The sequence below is a fragment of the Stutzerimonas sp. KH-1 genome (genome assembly GCF_054483855.1).
This window is the reverse complement of sequence record NZ_CM137011.1, coordinates 4,058,216-4,079,556: the sequence shown is the minus strand read 5'-3', so window position 1 is coordinate 4,079,556 and position 21,341 is coordinate 4,058,216. Positions and strand designations below refer to the sequence as shown.

Genomic DNA, 21,341 nt, shown 5'->3' with positions numbered 1-21,341 from the left:
CATGAGTGAACTGATTCGCGTACCCGACATCGGCAGCGGCGAAGGTGAAGTGATCGAGCTGTTCGTCAAGGTCGGCGACCGCATCGAAGCCGAACAGAGCCTGCTGACGCTGGAGTCGGACAAGGCCAGCATGGAGATTCCGGCGCCCAAGGCCGGCGTCATCAAGGCCCTCAAGGTGAAGCTGGGCGACCGCCTGAAAGAAGGCGACGAACTGCTGGAGCTGGAAAGCGAAGGTGGCGAAGCCGCTGCCGAAGCACCCGCGGCGCCTGCCGCGGAGGCCGCGCAACCGAGCCAGGCGCCCGATGAAGCCGAAGCCACCGAAGCCCCAGCGGCCAGCGAAGCACCGGCCGCAGCAGGCGCCGAACAGAGCCAGGAGATCCGCGTGCCGGATATCGGCTCGGCCGGCAAGGCCAACGTCATCGAGATCATGGTCAAGGCGGGTGATTCGGTACAGGCCGAGCAGTCGCTGATCACCCTGGAATCGGACAAGGCCAGCATGGAGATTCCGTCTCCAGTGGCCGGCGTGGTAGAGAGCCTGGCGATCAAGCTGAACGACGAGGTCGGCACCGGTGATCTGATCCTGACCCTAAAGGTCCAGGGCGCGGCACCGGCCAAGCAGGCCGAGTCGACGCCAGCACCGAGTCCCGCCGAACCGGCCAAGGCCGCAAGCCCGGAACAGGCCGACCGCAAGCCGGCACCGACCGCGCAGAGCGAGGCTCCACAGGCGGTCGGCGCACCAAGCCGCGACGGCGCCAAGGTGCATGCCGGCCCGGCCGTGCGCCAGCTGGCCCGCGAGTTCGGCGTCGAGCTGAGCGCAGTCACCGGCAGCGGCCCGAAGGGGCGCATCCTCAAGGAAGACGTGCAGCAGTATGTGAAGACCATGCTGCAGCAGGGCAAGGCCGAACCGACCGCGGCCGCGGCCGGTGGAGCCGGCATTCCGCCGATCCCGGCGGTGGACTTCAGCAAGTTCGGCGAGGTCGAGGAAGTCGCGATGTCGCGACTGATGCAGATCGGCGCCGCCAACCTGCATCGCAGCTGGCTGAACGTGCCGCACGTGACCCAGTTCGAGTCGGCCGACATCACCGAACTGGAGGCCTTCCGCGTGGCGCAGAAGGCGGTGGCCGAGAAGGCCGGCGTCAAGCTCACCGTGCTACCGCTGTTGCTCAAGGCCTGCGCGCACCTGCTCAAGGAGCTGCCGGACTTCAACAGTTCGCTGGCGCCGAGCGGCAAGGCGCTGATCCGCAAGAAGTACGTGCACGTCGGTTTCGCCGTGGACACGCCGGACGGCCTGATGGTCCCGGTCATCCGTGACGTGGACAAGAAGAGCCTGCTACAACTGGCTGGCGAAGCTGCCGAACTGGCGGACAAGGCACGCAACAAGAAGCTCTCGCCGGACGCCATGCAGGGCGCCTGCTTCACCATTTCCAGTCTCGGCCATATCGGCGGCACCGGCTTCACGCCGATCGTCAATGCGCCTGAGGTGGCGATCCTCGGCGTCAGCAAGGCCACCATGCAGCCGGTATGGGACGGCAAGGCCTTCCAGCCGCGCCTGATGCTGCCGCTGTCGCTGTCCTACGATCACCGAGTGATCAACGGCGCCGCGGCGGCGCGCTTCACCAAGCGCCTGTCCGAACTGCTGGAGGACATCCGCACGCTGCTGCTGTAACCGCTCGGGCTGAAGAAAAAAACGCCGCATTCTCTTCGAGGATGCGGCGTTTTTCTTTACCGGAGCCTTCTACGACTCAGCCCGACGGTAGAACAATCTGCAGCGTCGGGTTCACCCCTTCTGCAGGTTTCGGATCAGATAGGACAGCGCCTTGGCAAGCTCCTCAGCACCCGCCGGGTCACGCTGGATCACCACCAGCGGCAAACCATCGGCCGGACTGTTGATCGCGCAACTGAAGCCCTGCGCCGGACATTGGTACTGGAGATAGGGGTCGAGCCCGAATACCGAAAGGCTGCGGTTGCGTACCGCTACGCCGCCGTTACTGCCACGCACCTCTTCGCGGATGCGGAGCTCGCCGGGCGTCGCCACGCTCAGCTCGTAGAGCACATCCTGGGGGTTGGGCTGACCGATCTGGAAACCGGCACGCAAGGCGTAGGTGCCGAGCAGCCCGTTGCTGTGTGCCAGCAAGGCCTGACGGTCGCTGCCGGTCAGATACAGCCGGCGCAGTTCGGCCAGATAGTTGGCCGATTCATCAGATGCGAACTCCACCGGTTCAGCAGCCTGAAGGGGTATCCCGAAGGTACAGAAAAGCGAGACCATCACTAACTTCGCAAGCCGACTTGTCAGTCCCTGTCGCATGATGCACCCTTGCCCGGAATTAATATTATTTAGCCATCGTCCTTCGCTGGAACGGCACCTGGAGCCCAGGCCAGCCCAACTCCGTGGAGCATACTGGAAGCCAGCCGCTCGATGAAAATACATACCGATGCCGCCAGCCGACTGGCGACCGAGGTTGTGACGCAGTTGCCAGTGCCATCACGGCTCGGCATGCTGCGCTTCGAGCGTTTGAACGAGCCGAGCTGGACACTGCTGTTTCTCGATCCGACCTGCGAACGTGCATTCGGAGTCAGCGCCGGTGACCTCTGCTCGCTGGTCGACTCGCCCTATGCCAGTCTCATGGAACCCAGCGCTCGCCACCAGCTGCACGAAGACATCCAGCAGCAGCTGGCCGGGCGCAATCACTATCAGGTCGGCTACCGGCTGCACACGCCTGACGGAGTCCTGGATATCACCGAGCTCGGCGAAGTTTGCCAGCAATACGGTCGCGAGCTGCTCAGGGGATACCTGTTGGCCGGCCGACACCCCGAGTCGGATCATGACCTGAGAACGCAGAACGCCCGCTTGCGCATGGCACTGCAGGAGCATGAGCAGACCCAGGACGAGCATGTCGAGCACATGCTGCGCTCACGCACCCAGCAGAGCCTCATCGTCCGGCTGGCCAGGCACCGCTACGGCTCGGCCAACCCACAACTCGAAGCGGCACAGCTGATCACCCAGGCGGCCTGCGAAGTCTACGAGCTCAACCGTGCCGCGATCTGGCATCTGAGCGGAACGCGCCTGGAGCCGATCGCCTGCTACGCACGCATCAGCGATAGCTATGAAACCCTCGCGCCGCTCGAGCTGGCGCCTTTTCCCCGCTACTTGCAGGCGTTGCAGAGCGGTCGAGCAGTGGATGCACGGGACGTGCTGCAGGATCATCGAACCAGCGAACTCGGCGGACAGCTCTACGCGCCCCTGGGTACCCAGTCGATACTCGACGCCAGCATCCGAGTCGGCGGCGAGGTGGTTGGCGTGCTGAGCCTGCAACACGATGGCAATCCGCGAACCTGGCAAGCCGACGAGATTGCGTTCGCCGGCGAGCTGGCCGATCAGTACGCCCAGGTACTGGCCAACCAGCAGCGACTCAGTGCCACCCATATGCTCGGCCTGTTCCAGCGCGCCGTCGAGCAGAGTGCCAGCGCGTTCATTCTGGTCGACCGCGAAGGACGGGTGGAGTACGTCAATCCGGCCTTCACGACCATCAGCCAGTTCACCGAGTCCGAGGTTCGCGGTCAGCGGCTGGCAGACCTCAAAGCGCTGGAAAATCTCAGCGAGCTGCTGTTCGCCACGTCATCGGCACTGGCGCACAGCAACAGCTGGCAGGGCGAGTTCCGCTCGCGACGCAAGAACCTCGAGCCATACTGGGGTCAGCTGTCGATCTCCAAGGTCTTCAACGAGGACGGCATTCTCACCCACTACATTGGCATCTACGAAGACATCACCCGTAGCAAGCTGGCGCACCAGCACATCGAGCGCCTGGCCTACACCGACAATCTCACCAGCCTCGGCAATCGACCCTATTTCATCCGCAGCCTCGAAGAACGCTTCGCAGCCGGCGCCGAGCCGCGGCTCTGCCTGCTGCTCGTCGATATCGACAACTTCAAGCGGATCAACGACAGCCTTGGCCACCAGACCGGCGACAAGTTGCTCGCCAGCCTCGCCCGCCGCCTGCGCAACGGATTGAGCCAGCAGAGCGTACTGGCGCGCTTCGCCAGCAACGAGTTCGCCCTGATGTTCGATGAAATGGAGCTCGAGGAGGGAATTCGCCTTGCCGACCAGGTCTTGCACATCCTCGACAAGCCACTGTTCGTCGACAAACAGCTGATCAGCGTCAGTGGCTCGCTCGGTCTCGCCTGTTCGCCCGAGCATGGCCGCGATCCCGAGACGCTGATGAAGCATGCCGGGCAGGCACTGCACAAAGCCAAGGCCAACGGCAAGAATCAGGTGCAGGTGTTTACCGAGGCGCTGCACGCCGAGGCCAACTACAAACTGTTCGTCGAGAACAACCTGCGCCGCGCGCTCATACAGAACGAGCTGGAGGTGTTCTATCAACCCAAGCTCTGCCTGCGCAGCGGTCGACTGCAGGGCCTGGAGGCACTACTGCGCTGGAACCATCCGGAAAAGGGCATGATCAGCCCGGATCAGTTCATCAGTGTTGCGGAAGAAACCGGCCTGATTATCCCCATTGGCAAATGGGTGGCGCGCGAAGCGTGCCGCATGGGTGTCCGGCTGTCGGCACTGGGGTTTGGCGCCCCTCAGGTGGCGATCAACCTCTCACCCAAGCAGTTCTCCGACCCGGACCTGCTCGGTTCGATCGCGACAATACTGCTCGAAGAGCAACTGCCACCTGCTCAGCTGGAACTGGAACTGACCGAAAGCCTGCTGCTCGATGCCACCGAGGAAACCCGCCAGCAGCTGCTCGGCCTGAAGGCGCTGGGGCTGACCCTGGCGATGGATGATTTCGGCACAGGGTATTCCTCGCTCAGCTACCTGAAGAAGTTTCCCATCGACGTCATCAAGATCGACCGAAGCTTCATCAAGGACATCCCGGGCAACCAGGATGACGTCGAGATCACTTCGGCAGTGATCGCCATGGCACGCAAGCTGAATCTGAAAGTCGTCGCCGAAGGCATCGAAACCGCCGAACAGCTAAGGTTCCTGCGCCAGCATCGCTGCGACATCGGCCAGGGCTACCTGTTCGACAGACCGATCTCCAGCAGCTCGCTGCACGAGGCGCTGCAGCGTTATCCCCACAATGCCTGAGCATGCCAGGCGACGCGCGACGCTTTCGCTGCCGCCCGGCCTTTTGTAGCCTACAAGTCCAGCTCACGCTCTGACCGAGGCCCGCATGTCCCTACGTTCGCAGATTCTGCTCAACAAACAGACATTGCCGACGGCCGAGCAGGCGTTGCCTGGCCGTTCGACACCGATGCCGGTTCCCGCTGCACACTATGTCAACGGGCACCCGCTGCAACCGCCCTTTCCCCAAGGCCTTGAGCAGGCCGTTTTCGCGATGGGCTGTTTCTGGGGGGCGGAGCGGAGATTCTGGGAACTGCCTGGCGTCTGGACGACGGCCGTCGGTTACGCTGGCGGCCCAACGCCCAATCCGACTTACGAAGAAGTCTGTTCCGGCCTGACCGGCCATACCGAAGCCGTACTGGTAGTGTTCGATCCACAGATCATCGATTACGAAACACTGCTGCGGGTCTTCTGGGAATCGCACAACCCCACCCAGGGGATGCGTCAGGGCAACGATGTCGGCAGCCAGTACCGATCCGCGATCTTTTGCATGGACGAGCGCCAGCGGGGTGCAGCGGAGGCCAGTTGCGAGCGATTCCAGCGCGGCCTCAGCGCGGCCGGCTATCCCGCGATCACCACGGAAATTACCGACGCTCCAGCTTTTTTCTATGCAGAGGCATACCACCAGCAATATCTGGCCAAGAATCCGAGGGGTTATTGCGGGCTGGGTGGAACAGGCGTGTGCCTGCCCGGCTGAAAGCGCCGAAGGGGCAGGTTAAGCCTCACCCAAAAAGAGGGCTCGCGCGCTTTGCCCATAGCACCATGGCTAAGCCACGGTGGCGCGGAAAAGAAAAACCCCGCCGAAGCGGGGCTCTGCAGACTGAATCCTGACATCCATGATCGCGTGCCGTCCTGGCACCGCTCCTTGTTGGTCCGTGTTGTTGATCCGCGCTTTCCTTGCGCAACGTCCCTATGCAGTAGAGTACCGCCGGGCCTTGTGAGCCAGTAGTAGCCATTTTGCATCACGCCCTGTAAGCCTTTTCCTACATCACGTCATCCTTGACGCAATCCTGTAAGTCCAGGCTTACATGGCGCGAGTTTTATGACAAAAGGGGCGGCTTAATCGTTCCACGTCATGGCCAAATAATTTCAAATTGCCCTTAGATTAAGCCTCTCCACTCAGAATTGTGCCGCTTCGAGCAGGTACAGCGAATCGCTTCCTGCTTTGACCGAGGCAGTCAGCGAGTGGATGCGTGGCAACAGCCGGGCGAAGTAGAAGCGCGCCGTGCCCAGCTTGCTCTGATAGAAATCGCCCTCGCCCTGCTTGGCCAGTGCAACCGCCGCCATCCGCGCCCACATGTAGGCGTACGCGGTGTAGCCGAACACGTGCAGATACTCGACCGAAGCGGCGCCGATCTCGTTCGGATTGGCCTTGGCCTGATCGATCACCCAGGCGGTGAGCTCGTCGAGGTTGTCCAGCGCAGCCTTGAGGGGCTCGGTGAACTCGCGCAGATCCGCACCGGCAATGGCGACGAACGCGCGGATCTCATCGACGAACGCCTGATACATGGTGCCGCCGCTGCCGACAATCTTGCGTCCGACCAGGTCCAGCGCCTGGATGCCGTTGGTGCCTTCGTAGATCTGGGTAATACGGCAGTCGCGCACCAGTTGCTCCTGGCCCCATTCGCGAATGAAGCCGTGGCCGCCGAACACCTGCTGACCATGCACAGTGGTTTCCAATCCCATGTCGGTGAGGAAGGCCTTGGCCACCGGCGTCAGCAGCGCAACCTGCGCCTCGGCCCGCTGCCGTGCCGCTTCGTCGTCGCTGAACTTGGCGATATCGAGCTGCAGCGCGACGTAGCTGGAGAAGGCTCGCCCGCCTTCGTTCAGCGCCTTCATGGTCAGCAGCATGCGCCGCACATCGGGGTGCACGATGATCGGGTCGGCAGCCTTGTCCTGCGCAATCGGGCCGGTCGGGGCACGGCTCTGGATGCGCTCGCGAGCGTATTCAATGGCGCTCTGGTAGGACCGCTCGCCAGTGGCCAGCCCCTGAATGCCGACGCCGAGGCGCTCGTAGTTCATCATGGTGAACATCGCCGCCAGGCCCTTGTTGGCTTCACCGACCATCCAGCCAGTGGCGCCGTCGAAGTTCATCACGCACGTCGCGGACGCCTGGATACCCATCTTGTGTTCGATCGATCCACAGGACAGCGAGTTGCGCTCGCCCAGCGAGCCGTCGTCGTTGACCAGCACCTTGGGCACGAGGAAAAGGGAGATACCACGCGAACCGGCCGGTGCATCCGGCAGCTTGGCCAGCACCAGATGGATGATGTTCTCGGTCAGGTCGTGCTCGCCGCCCGTGATGAAGATCTTGGTGCCGCTGACCTTGTAGGAGCCATCGGCCTGCGGCTCGGCCTTGGTGCGGATGATGCCGAGGTCGGTACCGGCATGCGGTTCGGTCAGGCACATGGAACCGGACCAGACGCCAGCGTACATGTTCGGCAGGTACTTCTGCTTCAGCTCTTCGCTGGCATGGGCGTAGATCGACAAGCAGGCGCCGGACGTCAGCATCGGATACAGACCGAACGCCAGGCTGGCGGAGTTCATCATTTCCTCCACCTGCGCCGAGATGACCTTGGGCATGCCCATGCCACCGAATGCCGGGTCACCACCGACACCCACCCAGCCACCTTCGGCGTACAGCTGATAGGCCTCGCGATAGCCGGCCGGTGTCGACACCGCACCGCCGTCCCAGCGGCAACCCTCTTCGTCACCACTGCGATTGAGCGGGGCGATGCTGTTGGCGGTGATCTTGCCGGCCTCTTCGAGGATCGCGTCGGCGGTTTCCGCGTCGACCACCTCGGCCAGGGCTGGCAGCGCCTGCCAGAGCTTCGGCGCATCGAAGACTTCATTCAGGACAAAACGCATGTCGCGCAGCGGCGCTTGGTAGTCAGCCATGGCAAGGTTCCTCGCAAGACACTGGGTTGCAGCCACTGTGGGCCGTTTCCAGCGAGTCTAACCGAACAACCAGGACAGGATTAAGCGTCTTTTTATGACCAGATAGTTTTGTGCGGTCATAAGCGAACCGCTACAGCCCTAACGCGAATGGCCGGCCATACGCACTGCGCCGCGCCCGCTGCCATGCACCCGAACGCAATTGCGTCCGGCCTTCTTGGCGCCATACAGCGCCTGATCGGCCGCCTTGATAACTTCCTCCGGGCTGCGCTGGTCGCCCTGCCGCTCGGCCACCCCGATACTGATGGTCACCGACACCTGCGCTGCCGATGAATGACCACGCGCCATACGTCCCTGGCGGTCATCCTTGGGTCGCTTGCTGGCGTCACGCAGTTGCAGGGCGTACCCCTCAATCGCTTGGCGGACAGCCTCCAGGTGCGGCAGACACTGCTCGACGCTACGCCCCGGAAACACCAGAGTGAACTCCTCGCCACCGTAGCGATAGGCGCGCCCGCCACCACCGACCTTGCGTAGGCGGCTGGCCACCATCTTCAGCACTTGGTCGCCGACATCATGGCCATGGGTATCGTTGAAACTCTTGAAATGATCCACGTCCGCCATGGCCAGCACGTACTGCCGGCCGAGGCGCTGCAGTCGCTCGTTCAGCGCACGCCGCCCCGGCAGACCGGTCAGCTCGTCGCGAAAGGCCATGAGATAGGCTTCGTGAGCGATAGCCACGACCAGCATGAGCAACACGTGGCTGCTGAGGATGTTCAGTGCGGCGATGCGACTGAACGTCTGAGGCAGCATCAGCAGCAAGGCAATCAGCGCGACGATCTGCGCCGCATGTGAAGGCCTGGGCTGGCGCAGGTACTGCACCACCAGCAACGCCAGCGCAACGATGAAAGCGGGATAGGCCAGCTGGATGAGCGGCAGCCAATCGGCCTGCAGCGATGGCCAGCGGATCACCACCAGCCAGGCGTGCAGCGCCTCCGGAAATCGCTTCGCCAACGCGACCGCAACGACGCCCAGGGCAAACAGCACCGCCGCCCGGGCCAGACCATCCTGTGCCAGGTGGCTGCGCTCTCGCCACAGGCCATACAAGCCATATAAAAGCGGTAGCAACAGACTGCACAGATGGAACGTCAGTGCCGCTTCGTCCAGCAATCTGCCATGGGCCCGGTAATAGTCGGCGTGAGTGTCGAGCAGGAAATAGACGATATAGACGCAAAGCAGCAGGAATAGCTCGCGAATGCGGCCATACATCGTGCACAGCGCCCCACCGAGCAGCAAAAGTACCGTCGGCAGCACGTTGTACAGCGAAGTGAAGAACTCGTTCAGCACGACCTGGCGTGCGATCGCCTCGCCGCCAAGCAGCAATGCCAGCGGTGCAAGGAAGTGGCTGAAGCGAGGCGAATAGGGGCGCGACACGAGAATACCGGCGCAGCGAGAAAAGCTGGCATTTTGCCTTAACGGCTACGGATGTGCAGCCAAAAGGTCGAAAAGCACAGTTGTCTTGCAGACCGGCCGAAATCGGCGCAAAAAAAAGCCGCTGCAGATGCAGCGGCCTTCTTCAGCAGCAACCGATCAGTAACCGAGGGCGAAATCTTCCTCGGCCATCTCCATCAGGTTGTCGGCGCCGGACAGCATGGCGTCCACATGGGTACGGGTACGCGGCAGGATGCGCGCGAAATAGAAGCGGGCAGTCTGCAGCTTGGCCTTGTAGAAGCCCTCTTCCTCGGTGCCGGCCGCCAGCTTCTCGGCTGCGACGCGCGCCATGTCGGCCCAGAAGTAGGCCAGGCATGCATAGCCGGAGTACATCAGATAGTCGACCGATGCGGCACCGACTTCCTCGCGGTTCTTCATGGCGGCCATACCGACCTTCATGGTCAGCTCGCCCCATTCCTTGTTCAGCTTGGCCAGCGGCTCGACGAATTCCTTGACGGTATCGTTGCCTTCGTTGGCCTGGCAGAACTTGTGCACGATCTTGGTGAAGCCCTTGAGCGCCTCGCCCTGAGTCATCAGCACCTTGCGGCCGAGCAGGTCGAGCGCCTGGATGCCGGTGGTGCCTTCGTACAGACAGGAGATGCGGCTGTCGCGCACGTTCTGCTCCATGCCCCACTCGGCGATGAAGCCGTGGCCACCGTAGATCTGCACGCCGTGGTTGGCCGCTTCGAAGCCGACTTCGGTCATGAACGCCTTGGCGATCGGGGTGAGGAAGGCCAGCATGGCGTCAGCCGCCTTGCGCTGCTCCTCGTCCTGGCTGCGCTGCATCACGTCGACCTGCTTGGCGGCGAAGTAGAGCATGGCGCGGTTGCCTTCGGCGAAGGCCTTCATGGTCAGCAGCATGCGGCGCACGTCCGGATGCACGATGATCGGGTCGGCGGCCTTTTCCGGAGCCTTGGGGCCGGTCAGCGAACGCATCTGCAGGCGCTCGCGGGCGTACTTGATGCCGCCCTGGAAGGCCACTTCGGCGTGGGCCAGGCCCTGCAGCGCGGTACCCAGGCGCGCGGTGTTCATGAAGGTGAACATGCAGTTCAGCCCCTTGTTCGGCGGGCCGATCAGGAAGCCAGTGGCGCCGTCGAAGTTCATCACGCAGGTGGCGTTGCCGTGGATACCCATCTTGTGCTCGATGGAGCCGCAGGACACGCCGTTGCGCTCGCCCGCCTCGCCTTCGGCGTTCGGCAGGAACTTCGGCACGATGAACAGGGAGATACCCTTGGTACCGGCAGGGGCGTCGGGCAGGCGGGCCAGTACGATGTGGACGATGTTCTCGGCCATGTCGTGCTCGCCAGCGGAGATGAAGATCTTGGTGCCGGTGACCTTGTAGCTGCCGTCGGCCTGCGGCTCGGCCTTGGTGCGCAGCATGCCCAGGTCGGTACCGCAGTGCGGCTCGGTCAGGCACATGGTGCCGGTCCACTGGCCGGATACCAGCTTGGTCAGGTAGGTCTGCTGCTGCTCGGGAGTCCCGTGGGCATGCAGGGTGTTCATGGCGCCGTGGGACAGGCCGGGGTACATGCCCCAGGACCAGTTGGCTTCGCCGATCATTTCACTCATGGCCATGCCGAGAGACTCCGGCAGGCCCTGGCCGCCGTGCTCGACGTCGTGGGCCAGGCTCGGCCAGCCGCCTTCGACGAACTGCTGATAGGCCTCCTTGAAGCCGGTCGGCGTCTTCACGCCGGACTCGCTCCAGGTACAGCCCTCGGTATCACCGACGCGGTTCAGCGGTGCCAGCACCTGCTCACAGAACTTCGCGCCTTCATCGAGAATGGCATTGACCATGTCCGGGGTGGCGTCTTCACATCCCGGGAGGCTCTGATAGTGCGCCTCGTAGCCGAGCAGCTCGTCACGTACGAAACGGATATCGCGCAAGGGGGCCTTGTAATCGGGCATAGCGTAAACCTCAGCGGTGAGTTCTTGTTGCAGCTGACCGGCAAGTCCGGCCATTCGAATTCGATTCCGACCGTCGGACGATACGCCCGATGGGTCAAACAGGCGTTTGAAACATACGTTTCGACCTGAGCGATGTCAAGCAGGGGAAGGGTCGCCGTCGATCGGCTGAATCGGCCAGATTACGGGCACAGTCGCACCCGCCCCGGTACCGGGCAAGACGGACGAGCGTATTGGAAATGCATTGTTGCAATCGCTTGACCCATGGACGGGCGCCGGCGAAACAGACAACGAGCGCGGGAACAGCTGAGCAGGCCCGGCAAATGAAAGGAGTCGCGCTGCGGGGGAAGGGAAAGCGGGAGGTCTGGTCAGGCCTGGGTGTCGATCAGCGTACCGAGCACTTCGTCGGCGCTCTGGATCATGCGGGCACCGAGCTTGGCGGTGTGTTCGCCGACCTTCAGCTGGATCAACTCCTCGCTGAGTTCGGCAACCGCCTGGGAATTGCCCAGCGCGGATGCACTGGCGGAGGCGATGCTCGTTGCGGCCTGCTCGACGCGCTGCTGGCCATTCTGGAAGGCGCTCAGCCCGGCGCCCATCAGGCTGTTGGAGATCTGCATGGTTCGCTCCACGCGCTATCAGGTTGCCAGCATTCAAGCAGATGCCGGTTGCGCCGGCAAGGCGCTAGTTCGTGGAACCTCGACCGCTCGGCAGTTGCAGGGCGCCGAGCGACAGATGGCGGGCGACCTCCTGAGCATCTGGCTGGTCCAGACGCGGCACACGGCCGAGACAGGGCACTGGCAGCAGCTCGGCCAGCGTCGCCAGATTCTCCTCCAGACGCGAGGTTGCCGGGTCGACGATGTTGGCCACCCAGCCGGCCAGTGCCAGCCCATCCCGGGCAATCGCCTCGGCACTGAGCACCGCGTGATTGATGCACCCCAGCCGCACGCCGACGACCAGGATCACCGGCAAGCCCAGCGCCTGTACGACCGCCGAAAGACTTTCCTGCGCGTTGAGCGGCACGCGCCAGCCGCCTGCACCTTCCACCAGGGTGAAATCGGCCTGCCGCGCCAAAACCGGCCGTATCACTTGAACCAGACGCTCGGCGCTCAGCTCGACACCGGCTTCGCGAGCGGCGATATGCGGCGCGATCGCCGGCGCGAAGGCAAACGGGTTGACCGTGGCGTAATCCAGCGCTGGACTGCACTCGGCTTGCAGCGCCAATGCGTCGCTGTTGCGCAGGCCGGCGTCGGTCAGTTCACAGCCGGAGGCGACCGGCTTGATCGCCGCGGTGGACATCCCCTGCGCGCGGGCGGCCTGCAGCAGGCCGGCGGCGATGGTGGTCTTGCCGACATCGGTATCGGTACCGGCGACGAAGAAGGCCAGACTCATTTCAGGGTTCCTTGCGCAGCAGGCCGTAGACGACCTGATAGGTGGCCGGCAGCCCCGCCGCCTGGCGGTAGCGCTCGTAGGCGCTGACCAACGCGCGGATGCGTGCACGGCCGGTGAGGCCGCCCGGACGACCGGGATTGAGGTTGTGCGCGCCGAGCGCCTTGAGTTCGTGGGTCAGCTGACGCAGATCGGCAAAATGCAGCACCTCGGGGCGAACCTCGAGGCCGAGCAGTTGCAGACCGCTATCCCGGCAGAGTCGCTGGTAGGTGTCCAGGGTGCGAAAACGGTTGACGTGGGTAAAACCGTCCACCACCTGCCAGCTGTCACGCAGCTCTTGCAGGGTGCCCACACAGAGGCTGCTGAAGGCAAAGGTGCCGCCCCGGCGAAGCACCCGTCGCGCCTCGCCGAGCACGCTGGCGAAATCTTCGCACCACTGCAGGGCCAGGCTGGAAAAGATCAGGTCCAGGCCAGCATCGCGCAGCGGCAGGCGTTCGGCGTCGCCAGCCACGAAATACCGCGCGCCTCCCTGCGGCCGGGCATGGCGCAGCATTCCTTCGGCGATATCCAGTGCGACACCCTCGGCGTGCACGAAGCGGCTTCCCAGCACGCGAGAGAAATAGCCGGTGCCGCTACCCAGATCGAGCCAGCTGGCGACCTGCAGATCGGCGGGCAGCCGCGCCAGCAGCTGGTTGCCGACCTGCCGCTGCAGGGCCGCGACGCTGTCGTAGCTGGCCGCCGCGCGAGAAAAGGACGCGGCGACCTGGCGCTTGTCCGGCAACAGGGTGGTGCTGTCAGTCATCCTCGCCCTCACCCATGAAGGCCAGCATGGCCGTCGCCACGTCTTCCGCGCGTTCCAGCGGCAAACCATGGCTGGCATTGGCCAGCACATCGACCTCCACATCCGGCAGGCAGGCCAGCAAGGCGTCGGCCGCGGCCGCCGGTACCAACGCATCGCTGCCGGCGAACAGGTGCAGCTGCGGCCCGACATAGCGCTGCAGCGCCGCGCGCCCGTCCAGTTCGGCGAGCAGGCGCAGACCCGCGGCCGACACCGCCTGCGGCTGATCCAGCAGGCTCACCTGCAATTGCCGGGCAAGGGTGCGTGGATCGTAGGCGCCGCGACTGCAGAGCAAACTGAAGCGCTTGAGCGTGTCGTCCGGGCCGAGGCGGAAGGCTTCCTCGAAGGCATCGAACACTTCCGCTTGCATGGCCGTCGGCCAGTCGTCGCGACTGCGAAAGCAGGGGTTGCTGCAGATGGTGATCAGGCCGGGGCAGCTGTCGCCGCGGCGCGCGGCCAGTTGCGTGGCCAGCATGCCGCCCAGCGACCAGCCGGCCAACCAGCTGTCAGGCGGCACTCGCGCATCCAGTTCGTCAAGCCAGGCGCCGGATTGAGGTTGCGTTGGCAGCAACGCGATCTCGACCTGCAACCGCGGTTCACGCTTGCGCAGCAGTTCGGCCAGGGGTTCCAGCGCCGCCGGGCCGAACGCCCAGCCGGGTAGCAGAATCAGTCGATCACGCATCGTCGCACTCCTCGGGCAACAGGGCCCAGCACTCGGCCAGCGCCTCCAGCAGGCGCTCGAGCTGCGCATCGCTGTGGCTCGCGGTGAGGGTAATCCGCAGCCGCGCGCTACCGGCCGGAACGGTCGGTGGACGTATGGCGCCGACCAGGATGCCGCGCTCGCGCAGCAAGGCCGACAACCTCAGCGCCCGCGCACTGCTGCCCACCAGCACCGGCTGGATCGGCGTCGGGCTGGCCATCAGCGTCAGGCCGATCTGCGCCGCGCCGGCGCGAAAGCGCGCGACCAGTCGGTTCAGCTGGTCTCTGCGCCAGCCCTCGCTGCGCAGCAGCTCCAGGCTTTTCAGTGTGGCACAGGCCACCGCTGGCGGCTGGCTGGTGGTGTAGATGTAGGGACGGGCGAACTGGATCAGCGTTTCGATCAGCTCCTCGCTGCCGGCGACGAAGGCGCCCGCAGTACCGAAGGCCTTGCCGAGGGTGCCGACCAACACCGGCACCTCGTCGATCCCGAGACCGAAATGCTCGGCGATGCCGCCGCCGGTGGCGCCCAGCGGGCCGAAGCCGTGGGCATCGTCGACCATCATCCAGGCGCCATGTCGCTTCGCCTCGGCGCAGAGCGCCGGCAGGTCGGCGAGGTCGCCGTCCATGCTGAACACGCCATCGGTGACCACCAGGGTGTTGCCGCTGGCCTTCTCCAGTCGCTTGGCGAGGCTGCTCGCGTCGTTATGCAAATAGCGAGAGAAGCGCGCACCACTGAGCAGACCGGCATCGAGCAGGGAGGCGTGGTTGAGGCGATCTTCCAGCACCGTGTCACCCTGCCCGACCAACGCGGTCACCGCCGCCAGATTGGCCATGTAGCCGGTGGAGAACAGCAGCGCGCGCGGCCGGCCGGTGAACTCGGCAAGCGCCTCCTCCAACTGGTGATGCGGCGTGCTGTGACCGATCACCAGATGCGAGGCACCGCCGCCCACGCCCCAGGTCGCGGCGCCCTGCTGCAGCGCCGCGATCACCTCGGGATGGTTGGCCAGGCCCAGGTAGTCGTTGGAGCTGAACGCCAGCAGGCGTTCACCGTCGACCGTCACCTCAGGCCCTTGCGGACTCTGCAGCAGCGGACGCCGGCGATAGAGGTGCTCGGCACGACGGGCGGCGAGGCGGGAAGCGAGATCGAATGTCATGGCAGGAACCGGAGACCGTGAACAACCGCAAGCGGGCCGTCACTGCGAAGAAACCAGAGCAGGCACCGGGAGGACGAACGCGACGCTCATCCCCCCGGCGAGAAGATCAGACCGCGGCGTTGTAGAACAGCTTGCTGTCGCGCTGCTCGATCAGCGCCTGCTCGATGGCTGCCTGGTGCACCTCGTCGGCGTGCTCCTGACGTTCTTCCGGCTTGATGCCCAGACGCGCGAACAGCTGCATGTCCCTGTCCGCCTGCGGGTTGGCGGTGGTCAGCAGCTTCTCGCCGTAGAAGATCGAATTGGCACCCGCCAAGAAGGCCAGGGCCTGCATCTGCTCGTTCATCTGTTCACGCCCGGCCGACAGACGCACATGGGATTTCGGCATCATGATTCGCGCCACGGCGAGCATGCGGATGAAGTCGAACGGATCGACGTCCTGTTCCTCGGCCAGCGGCGTGCCCTTGACCTTGACCAGCATGTTGATCGGCACCGACTCCGGGTGCTCCGGCAGGTTGGCCAGCTGGATCAGCAGGCCAGCGCGATCGTCCAGCGACTCACCCATGCCGAGGATGCCGCCCGAGCAGATCTTCATCCCCGCCTCGCGCACGTAGCTCAGCGTCTCCAGACGCTCGGCGTAGGTGCGGGTGGTGATGATGTTGCCGTAGAACTCCGGCGAGGTATCCAGGTTGTGGTTGTAGTAGTCCAGGCCCGCAGCGGCCAGGGCGCGGGTCTGCTCCTGATCCAGCTTGCCGAGAGTCATGCAGGTTTCCAGGCCCATCGCCTTGACGCCCTCGACCATTTTCAGCACGTAGGGCATGTCCTTGGCTGACGGATGCTTCCAGGCCGCGCCCATGCAGAAGCGCGTCGAGCCGATGGCCTTGGCCTCGGCTGCGGCCTCCAGCACCTTCTGCACTTCCATCAGTTTCTCTTTATCGAGACCGGTGTTGTAGTGACCGGACTGCGGGCAGTACTTGCAGTCTTCCGGGCAGGCACCGGTCTTGATCGAGAGCAGCGTCGAAACCTGAACACGATTGGGGTCGAAGTGCTGGCGATGCACGGTCTGCGCCTGGAACAGCAGGTCGTTGAAGGGTTGCTCGAAGAGCGCCTTGACCTCGGCGAGGGACCAGTCGTGGCGGGTAACGGAAGCGGAGGTGGCGCTCATGGGCATTCCTTGTAATTAATAGCGGCTCGGCGGCCTGGCACGGATGCGGAATGGTTAGCCAAGCTCGAAACGCTGTCAACCAGGAAAGGAATCATGGTTTACAACTGGTCAATTATTGAACACAACTGCCTACTCTGCGACGAGCGCTGCGAGGGTCAGCCTCTGTGCAGCCCCTGCGAGGCAGATCTGCCGTGGCTCGACGCTCGGTGCACAGTCTGCGCGGTCCCGCTGCCCAGCCGCGGGCTGGTCTGTGGCGAATGCCTGAAGCGACCGCCCAGCTACGATCACGTCGAAGTGCCCTGGCGCTTCGCCTTCCCGGTGGATGCGCTGATCACCCGCTTCAAGCACCAGGCACGCTGGCCCTATGGCCGGCTGCTCGGCGAACGCCTGGCACATCATCTGGAGCACGCCTTCGCCGATGGGCTGCCGCGGCCGGACCTGCTGCTGCCGGTGCCATTGGCCCGTCGTCGCTTGCGCCAGCGCGGTTTCAACCAGGCGCAGATGCTCGCCGACTGGCTGAGCCGCCCACTGGGCATCGCCACCGACGCCCGCGTGCTCGAACGTGTGCTCGACACCCCGGCTCAGCAGCAGCTGGACGCCGCCACCCGCCGCCGCAACCTGCGTCAGGCCTTCGCCATCGCAACCGGTGCCGACATCAAGGGCCGGCATCTGGCGCTGGTCGACGATGTGCTGACCACCGGCGCCACCGCCGAAGCCCTTGCGCGCCTGCTCAAGCGCGCCGGCGCCGAACGGGTCGATGTCTATTGCCTGGCGCGCACCCCGAAACCAGGCGAATGAAGCCGCCGACCGATGGAGGGCGTACACTGGACGACCTAGTCAGCGGAGCCGGTCATGTCCCATCCCTTCGACACACTCACGCCGGACCTGGTCCTCGACGCCGTGGAAAGCATCGGCTACCTCAGCGATGCCCGCGTGCTGGCGCTCAACAGCTACGAGAACCGCGTCTATCAGGTGGGCATCGAAGACGAAGCGCCGCTGATCGCCAAGTTCTATCGTCCGGGGCGCTGGAGCGACGCGGCGATCCTCGAGGAGCACCAGTTCAGTCTGGAACTGGCCGAGCACGAGGTGCCGGTGGTGGCACCGCTCGAGCGCGACGGCAGCACGCTGTTCGAGCACGCCGGCTTTCGCTTCGCCCTCTTCCCGCGCCGCGGCGGCCGCGCACCGGAGCCCGGCAATCTCGACCAGCTCTATCGCCTCGGCCAGCTACTGGGCCGCATGCATGCGGTAGGCGCCAACCGCCCGTTCGAGCATCGCGAAGCCCTGGGCGTACAGAACTTCGGCCATGATTCGCTGAGCACGTTGCTGGAAGGCGACTTCGTGCCGCGGAGCCTGCTGCCAGCGTATGAGTCGGTGGCGCGGGACCTGCTCAAGCGGGTCGAGGATGTCTTCGCCAGCACCAACTTCACCCCGATCCGCCTGCATGGCGATTGTCACCCGGGCAATATCCTCGCCCGCGACGACGCATTCTATCTGGTCGACCTGGATGACTGCCGCATGGGCCCGGCAGTACAGGATCTGTGGATGATGCTCGCCGGCGAGCGACACGAGCGGCTCGCCGAGCTGGCCGAACTGGTGGACGGCTACAACGAATTCCACGATTTCGCCCCGCGCGAGCTGCCGCTGATCGAGGCCCTGCGCGCGCTGCGGCTGATGCACTACAGCGCCTGGCTGGCACGACGCTGGGACGACCCGGCCTTCCCCATGAGCTTTCCCTGGTTCGGCAGCGAGCGCTACTGGGGCGACCAGGTGCTGATCCTGCGCGAGCAGATGTCGGCGCTGCAGGAAGAGCCGCTCAGACTGTTCTGAGGACGGCCAAGCGGTGCGACTTCAGCCCCGTGACGGTGGATGTGAAAAGCGACATCCACCCTACGAAATCAGGCGTCTGCGTAGGGTGGATCGCGCTTTATCGATCCACCGGGTGGCGATCTCAGCGGCTCAGGCCTCTTCGATCAGCCAGTCCAGTCGCCAGCTACCCTGACTCTGCGCCAACTGCTCGGCCAGCCACGGCAACAGCTCACGCAGCTCATCCTCCAGCCCCCACGGCGGATTGACGATGGCCAGGCCCGAGCCGGCCAGGCGGCTGGCGTCGTCGGCGGGGTGGACGAACAGTTCGGCGCGCAGCAGTTTCGGTGCGCCGCTGCGGGCGAGGTCCTGATAAAAGCGTTTGAGCTGGCGCTCGTCCTTGATCGGATACCAGATCACGCCGATAGTCTGGCGCATGCGGCCGAGCGCTTCCTTGAGCGCCGTGACGCATCGGCTCAGTTCGTCGGCCTGTTCGAATGGCGGGTCGATCAGCAGCACCACGCGCTTCTCGCGGGTCGGCATCAGCGCTCGCGGTACATGCCAGCCCTCGCCCCGGTGCACCGCCACGCGGCGGTCGCCGGACATGTTGTCCTTGAGCAGGGCGCCATCCTCGGGATGCTTCTCGTTGAGCTGCAGCCGATCCTGCTCGCGGGTCAGCTGCCGCGCCAGTTCCGGCGAGCCCGGGTAGTAGCGCAGCGCGCCGTCCGGGTTGAGCGAGCGGATCACGCCGAGGTAGTCGTCTAGTAGCGCCGGGCGGGTTTCGGCCTGCCAGATGCGGGCGATGCCCTGCAGCCACTCGCCGGTACGGCTGGCCTGGTCGCCGGCCAGGTCGTAAAGGCCGACGCCGGCGTGGCTGTCGAGGTAGGCGAACGGGGCCTCCTTGCGCGACAGCAGGGCGAAGATCCGGCTCAACACCAGGTGTTTGAGCACATCGGCGTGGTTGCCGGCATGGAAGGCGTGGCGGTAGTTCATCTGATCCTCCTCGAGAGCCGCGCAGTTTACCCGTCCGCCTTGCGCCGCGCAGGTCCGGCATGACCAGCGTCGTTTTCCCCGGCCACCGACTAGGGCTACAGTGCCCACCCACGACGACTGAACGGAGCTGACCTCATGGACCTGCGCGATTTTTTCGGCATCGAGCATCCCATCATCCAGGCACCCATGGCCGGTGCGCAGAATCATCTGCTGGCCGCGGCGGTCTGCGAGGCCGGCGGGCTGGGTTCGATCCCGGCCGGTATGCTCAACGCCGAGGCGCTGGACGCCGAGCTGACCGCCATCGAGGCGCTGACCGACCGGCCCTACAACGTCAACTTCTTCTGCCACCAGACGCCGGCTGCCGACCCGACGGCCTTCGACGCCTGGCACCGGATGCTCGCACCCATGTTCGCCGAGTTCGCCATCGACCCGGCGAGCATTCCCACCGGCGCCACCCGCCAACCGTTCGACGCGGCAATGGCCGAGGTGCTGGAGCGGCACAAGCCGGCGCTGGTCAGCTTCCATTTCGGCCTGCCGGCGCCCGATCTGCTGCAACGCGCCCGCGCCACCGGGGCAAAGATCGCCTCCAGCGCGACAACGGTCGCCGAAGGCCTCTGGCTGCAGCAGCATGGTGTCGACCTGGTGATTGCCCAGGGTCTGGAGGCCGGCGGCCACCGTGGCATCTTCCTTAGCGAGGACCTGACCACCCAGCTCGGCACCTTTGCCCTGCTGCCGCAACTGGTCGCCGCGCTGAACGTGCCGGTAGTCGCCGCCGGCGGCATCGCCGATGCCGGGGGCGTGGCTGCAGCGCAGACGCTCGGCGCGGCTGGCGTGCAACTGGGCACGGCCTACCTGCTGTGCCCGGAGAGCCGCACCAATGCGCTGCATCGCGCCGCGCTGAAGAGCCCGCACGCAGCGCATACCGCGCTGACCACCCTGTTCAGCGGGCGTCCGGCACGCGGCATCGTCAACCGCATCATGCGCGAGCTGGGTCCGCTGCCCGAAGGGGTTCCGCCCTTCCCGCTGGCCGGCAACGCCATCGGCGCGCTGCGCGCCCAGACCGAGAAGCAGGGCCTGGATCACTGCACGCCGCTGTGGGCCGGGCAAAATGTCAGCGGCTGCCGGGAGGTCCCGGCCGGCCAGCTGACTCGTGAACTTGCCGGCGGCTGGCGAGCCTGAGTCATTACGCAGTCCGTCGCGGCGAGCCCTGAGCCGCCGCGACGGGGCGTAGAATCGACCGCACGTCACACGGAATCCCGCCATGAGTCCACTGACCAATACGCTCGTCTTCCTCGCCACCCTGGCCGGCATGGAAGTCTTCGCCTGGTGGGCACACAAGTACGTGATGCACGGCTGGGGCTGGGGCTGGCACAAGTCGCACCACGAGCCGCGCAACGGCTGGTTCGAGAAGAACGACCTCTATGCGGTGGTGTTCGCTGGGGTGGCGATCGGGCTGATCGCCCTCGGCACGGCCGGTTATCACCCGCTGGAATGGATCGGCGCCGGGATGACGGCCTACGGCTTTCTCTATTTCGTCGCTCATGACGGGCTGGTCCATCACCGCTGGCCGCTGCGCTACGTGCCGCGCAACGGCTACCTCAAGCGGCTGTATCAGGCGCATCGCCTGCACCACGCGGTCGAAGGCAAGGAGCGCTGCGTGTCCTTCGGCTTTCTCTACGCGCCGCCGCTGGCGGTGCTCAAGCGCCAGCTGCGCGAACTGCACGACGGGCCGCTGCGCAAGAAGAATTAGGGTCTGTTGACGTTTCGGCGCGAGCCGCGTTGCCGCGTCAAATGGCGCCAACTTAGGCGCAGGACGCCGGTAATGGTTATTCCCTTGCCAAGTCCTGCAACGACAGCTGGCGCCATTTGCCGCGCAACCCGAAGGGCCGGGCCCAT

Annotated in this window: 18 protein-coding genes; 7 read left to right on the top strand and 11 right to left on the bottom strand. The window is 64.9% G+C overall.

Translation table 11 applies throughout. The features are described 5' to 3' along the window. Position 1: 1 nt before the first annotated feature. A complete protein-coding gene (aceF, locus tag ACX1DW_RS19510) occupies positions 2 to 1,666 on the top strand; it encodes a dihydrolipoyllysine-residue acetyltransferase (protein ID WP_458992197.1) in 1,665 nt (554 codons plus the stop codon). A 111-nt stretch (positions 1,667 to 1,777) separates the two neighbouring features. Here aceF and ACX1DW_RS19505 read toward each other — a convergent pair whose 3' ends face one another. Continuing rightward, the gene (locus tag ACX1DW_RS19505) at positions 1,778 to 2,266 is read right to left on the bottom strand and encodes a hypothetical protein (RefSeq protein WP_102838819.1); all 489 of its coding nucleotides are present in this window, start codon (positions 2,264 to 2,266) and stop codon (positions 1,778 to 1,780) included. Between the two features lie 150 nt (positions 2,267 to 2,416). On the opposite strand from ACX1DW_RS19505, the gene ACX1DW_RS19500 reads away from it, so the two are divergent. Then, on the top strand, positions 2,417 to 5,089 hold the full coding sequence (locus ACX1DW_RS19500; protein WP_458992196.1) for a sensor domain-containing protein: 2,673 nt from the start codon (positions 2,417 to 2,419) through the stop codon (positions 5,087 to 5,089). Between the two features lie 85 nt (positions 5,090 to 5,174). Next, a complete protein-coding gene (gene msrA, locus ACX1DW_RS19495; RefSeq protein ID WP_458992195.1) occupies positions 5,175 to 5,822 on the top strand; it encodes a peptide-methionine (S)-S-oxide reductase MsrA in 648 nt (215 codons plus the stop codon). 422 nt (positions 5,823 to 6,244) lie between these two features. Here the strand turns inward: msrA and ACX1DW_RS19490 are convergent, their stop codons facing one another. The 9 genes from ACX1DW_RS19490 to bioB all read right to left on the bottom strand — a co-directional run bounded on the left by ACX1DW_RS19490 (position 6,245) and on the right by bioB (position 16,649). Next, positions 6,245 to 8,023 carry an acyl-CoA dehydrogenase C-terminal domain-containing protein gene (locus ACX1DW_RS19490; RefSeq protein ID WP_458992194.1) on the bottom strand — a complete coding sequence of 593 codons (1,779 nt, stop codon included), beginning with the start codon at positions 8,021 to 8,023 and terminating at the stop codon, positions 6,245 to 6,247. A gap of 138 nt (positions 8,024 to 8,161) precedes the next feature. After that, a complete protein-coding gene (locus ACX1DW_RS19485) occupies positions 8,162 to 9,451 on the bottom strand; it encodes a GGDEF domain-containing protein (RefSeq protein WP_458992193.1) in 1,290 nt (429 codons plus the stop codon). 156 nt (positions 9,452 to 9,607) lie between these two features. Then, positions 9,608 to 11,413 carry a phenylacyl-CoA dehydrogenase gene (locus ACX1DW_RS19480; RefSeq protein WP_020305770.1) on the bottom strand — a complete coding sequence of 602 codons (1,806 nt, stop codon included), beginning with the start codon at positions 11,411 to 11,413 and terminating at the stop codon, positions 9,608 to 9,610. A gap of 365 nt (positions 11,414 to 11,778) precedes the next feature. Next, complete coding sequence (locus tag ACX1DW_RS19475; protein ID WP_267931375.1) at positions 11,779 to 12,027, bottom strand: hypothetical protein; 249 nt, start codon at positions 12,025 to 12,027, stop codon at positions 11,779 to 11,781. 64 nt (positions 12,028 to 12,091) lie between these two features. Continuing rightward, positions 12,092 to 12,799: a dethiobiotin synthase gene (bioD, locus tag ACX1DW_RS19470; protein WP_458992192.1), complete on the bottom strand. Its 708-nt coding sequence runs from the start codon at positions 12,797 to 12,799 to the stop codon at positions 12,092 to 12,094. Position 12,800: 1 nt separating this feature from the next. Beyond that, entirely contained in the window at positions 12,801 to 13,598 is a 798-nt protein-coding gene (bioC, locus tag ACX1DW_RS19465) for a malonyl-ACP O-methyltransferase BioC (protein WP_458992191.1), read from the bottom strand. Continuing rightward, positions 13,591 to 14,316 carry an alpha/beta fold hydrolase gene (locus ACX1DW_RS19460; RefSeq protein ID WP_312763320.1) on the bottom strand — a complete coding sequence of 242 codons (726 nt, stop codon included), beginning with the start codon at positions 14,314 to 14,316 and terminating at the stop codon, positions 13,591 to 13,593. The genes bioC and ACX1DW_RS19460 overlap by 8 nt, the downstream gene beginning before the upstream one ends. Beyond that, positions 14,309 to 15,487, bottom strand: coding sequence for an 8-amino-7-oxononanoate synthase (bioF, locus tag ACX1DW_RS19455; RefSeq protein WP_084899786.1), 1,179 nt, complete (start codon positions 15,485 to 15,487; stop codon positions 14,309 to 14,311). Before bioF ends, ACX1DW_RS19460 begins: the two co-directional genes overlap by 8 nt. 106 nt (positions 15,488 to 15,593) lie before the next feature. Beyond that, positions 15,594 to 16,649 carry a biotin synthase BioB gene (gene bioB, locus ACX1DW_RS19450; RefSeq protein ID WP_458992190.1) on the bottom strand — a complete coding sequence of 352 codons (1,056 nt, stop codon included), beginning with the start codon at positions 16,647 to 16,649 and terminating at the stop codon, positions 15,594 to 15,596. 93 nt (positions 16,650 to 16,742) lie between these two features. On the opposite strand from bioB, the gene ACX1DW_RS19445 reads away from it, so the two are divergent. Together ACX1DW_RS19445 and ACX1DW_RS19440 are read left to right on the top strand one after the other, a co-directional pair. Beyond that, positions 16,743 to 17,447: a phosphoribosyltransferase family protein gene (locus tag ACX1DW_RS19445; protein ID WP_458992189.1), complete on the top strand. Its 705-nt coding sequence runs from the start codon at positions 16,743 to 16,745 to the stop codon at positions 17,445 to 17,447. 54 nt (positions 17,448 to 17,501) lie between these two features. Next, positions 17,502 to 18,476: a serine/threonine protein kinase gene (locus ACX1DW_RS19440; protein WP_458992188.1), complete on the top strand. Its 975-nt coding sequence runs from the start codon at positions 17,502 to 17,504 to the stop codon at positions 18,474 to 18,476. A gap of 129 nt (positions 18,477 to 18,605) precedes the next feature. On the opposite strand, the gene ACX1DW_RS19435 is transcribed toward ACX1DW_RS19440, so the two are convergent. Then, positions 18,606 to 19,445 (bottom strand): 23S rRNA (adenine(2030)-N(6))-methyltransferase RlmJ, encoded by an 840-nt coding sequence (locus ACX1DW_RS19435; RefSeq protein WP_020305763.1) that lies wholly within the window; start codon positions 19,443 to 19,445, stop codon positions 18,606 to 18,608. 135 nt (positions 19,446 to 19,580) lie between these two features. Between ACX1DW_RS19435 and ACX1DW_RS19430 the strand changes: the two genes are divergently transcribed. Beyond that, entirely contained in the window at positions 19,581 to 20,624 is a 1,044-nt protein-coding gene (locus ACX1DW_RS19430) for an NAD(P)H-dependent flavin oxidoreductase (RefSeq protein WP_458992187.1), read from the top strand. 82 nt (positions 20,625 to 20,706) lie between these two features. Next, positions 20,707 to 21,195: a sterol desaturase family protein gene (locus ACX1DW_RS19425; RefSeq protein WP_458992186.1), complete on the top strand. Its 489-nt coding sequence runs from the start codon at positions 20,707 to 20,709 to the stop codon at positions 21,193 to 21,195. Positions 21,196 to 21,341 lie beyond the last annotated feature (146 nt).

Excerpts from the sequence above, each read along its gene's own strand:
- aceF (WP_458992197.1), top strand. The coding sequence starts at position 2 with ATGAGTGAACTGATTCGCGTACCCGACATCGGCAGCGGCGAAGGTGAA.
- ACX1DW_RS19505 (WP_102838819.1), bottom strand. The coding sequence starts at position 2,266 with ATGGTCTCGCTTTTCTGTACCTTCGGGATACCCCTTCAGGCTGCTGAA.
- ACX1DW_RS19500 (WP_458992196.1), top strand. The coding sequence starts at position 2,417 with ATGAAAATACATACCGATGCCGCCAGCCGACTGGCGACCGAGGTTGTG.
- msrA (WP_458992195.1), top strand. The coding sequence starts at position 5,175 with ATGTCCCTACGTTCGCAGATTCTGCTCAACAAACAGACATTGCCGACG.
- ACX1DW_RS19490 (WP_458992194.1), bottom strand. The coding sequence starts at position 8,023 with ATGGCTGACTACCAAGCGCCGCTGCGCGACATGCGTTTTGTCCTGAAT.
- ACX1DW_RS19480 (WP_020305770.1), bottom strand. The coding sequence starts at position 11,413 with ATGCCCGATTACAAGGCCCCCTTGCGCGATATCCGTTTCGTACGTGAC.
- ACX1DW_RS19475 (WP_267931375.1), bottom strand. The coding sequence starts at position 12,027 with ATGCAGATCTCCAACAGCCTGATGGGCGCCGGGCTGAGCGCCTTCCAG.
- bioD (WP_458992192.1), bottom strand. The coding sequence starts at position 12,799 with ATGAGTCTGGCCTTCTTCGTCGCCGGTACCGATACCGATGTCGGCAAG.
- bioC (WP_458992191.1), bottom strand. The coding sequence starts at position 13,598 with ATGACTGACAGCACCACCCTGTTGCCGGACAAGCGCCAGGTCGCCGCG.
- ACX1DW_RS19460 (WP_312763320.1), bottom strand. The coding sequence starts at position 14,316 with ATGCGTGATCGACTGATTCTGCTACCCGGCTGGGCGTTCGGCCCGGCG.
- bioF (WP_084899786.1), bottom strand. The coding sequence starts at position 15,487 with ATGACATTCGATCTCGCTTCCCGCCTCGCCGCCCGTCGTGCCGAGCAC.
- bioB (WP_458992190.1), bottom strand. The coding sequence starts at position 16,649 with ATGAGCGCCACCTCCGCTTCCGTTACCCGCCACGACTGGTCCCTCGCC.
- ACX1DW_RS19445 (WP_458992189.1), top strand. The coding sequence starts at position 16,743 with ATGGTTTACAACTGGTCAATTATTGAACACAACTGCCTACTCTGCGAC.
- ACX1DW_RS19440 (WP_458992188.1), top strand. The coding sequence starts at position 17,502 with ATGTCCCATCCCTTCGACACACTCACGCCGGACCTGGTCCTCGACGCC.
- ACX1DW_RS19435 (WP_020305763.1), bottom strand. The coding sequence starts at position 19,445 with ATGAACTACCGCCACGCCTTCCATGCCGGCAACCACGCCGATGTGCTC.
- ACX1DW_RS19430 (WP_458992187.1), top strand. The coding sequence starts at position 19,581 with ATGGACCTGCGCGATTTTTTCGGCATCGAGCATCCCATCATCCAGGCA.
- ACX1DW_RS19425 (WP_458992186.1), top strand. The coding sequence starts at position 20,707 with ATGAGTCCACTGACCAATACGCTCGTCTTCCTCGCCACCCTGGCCGGC.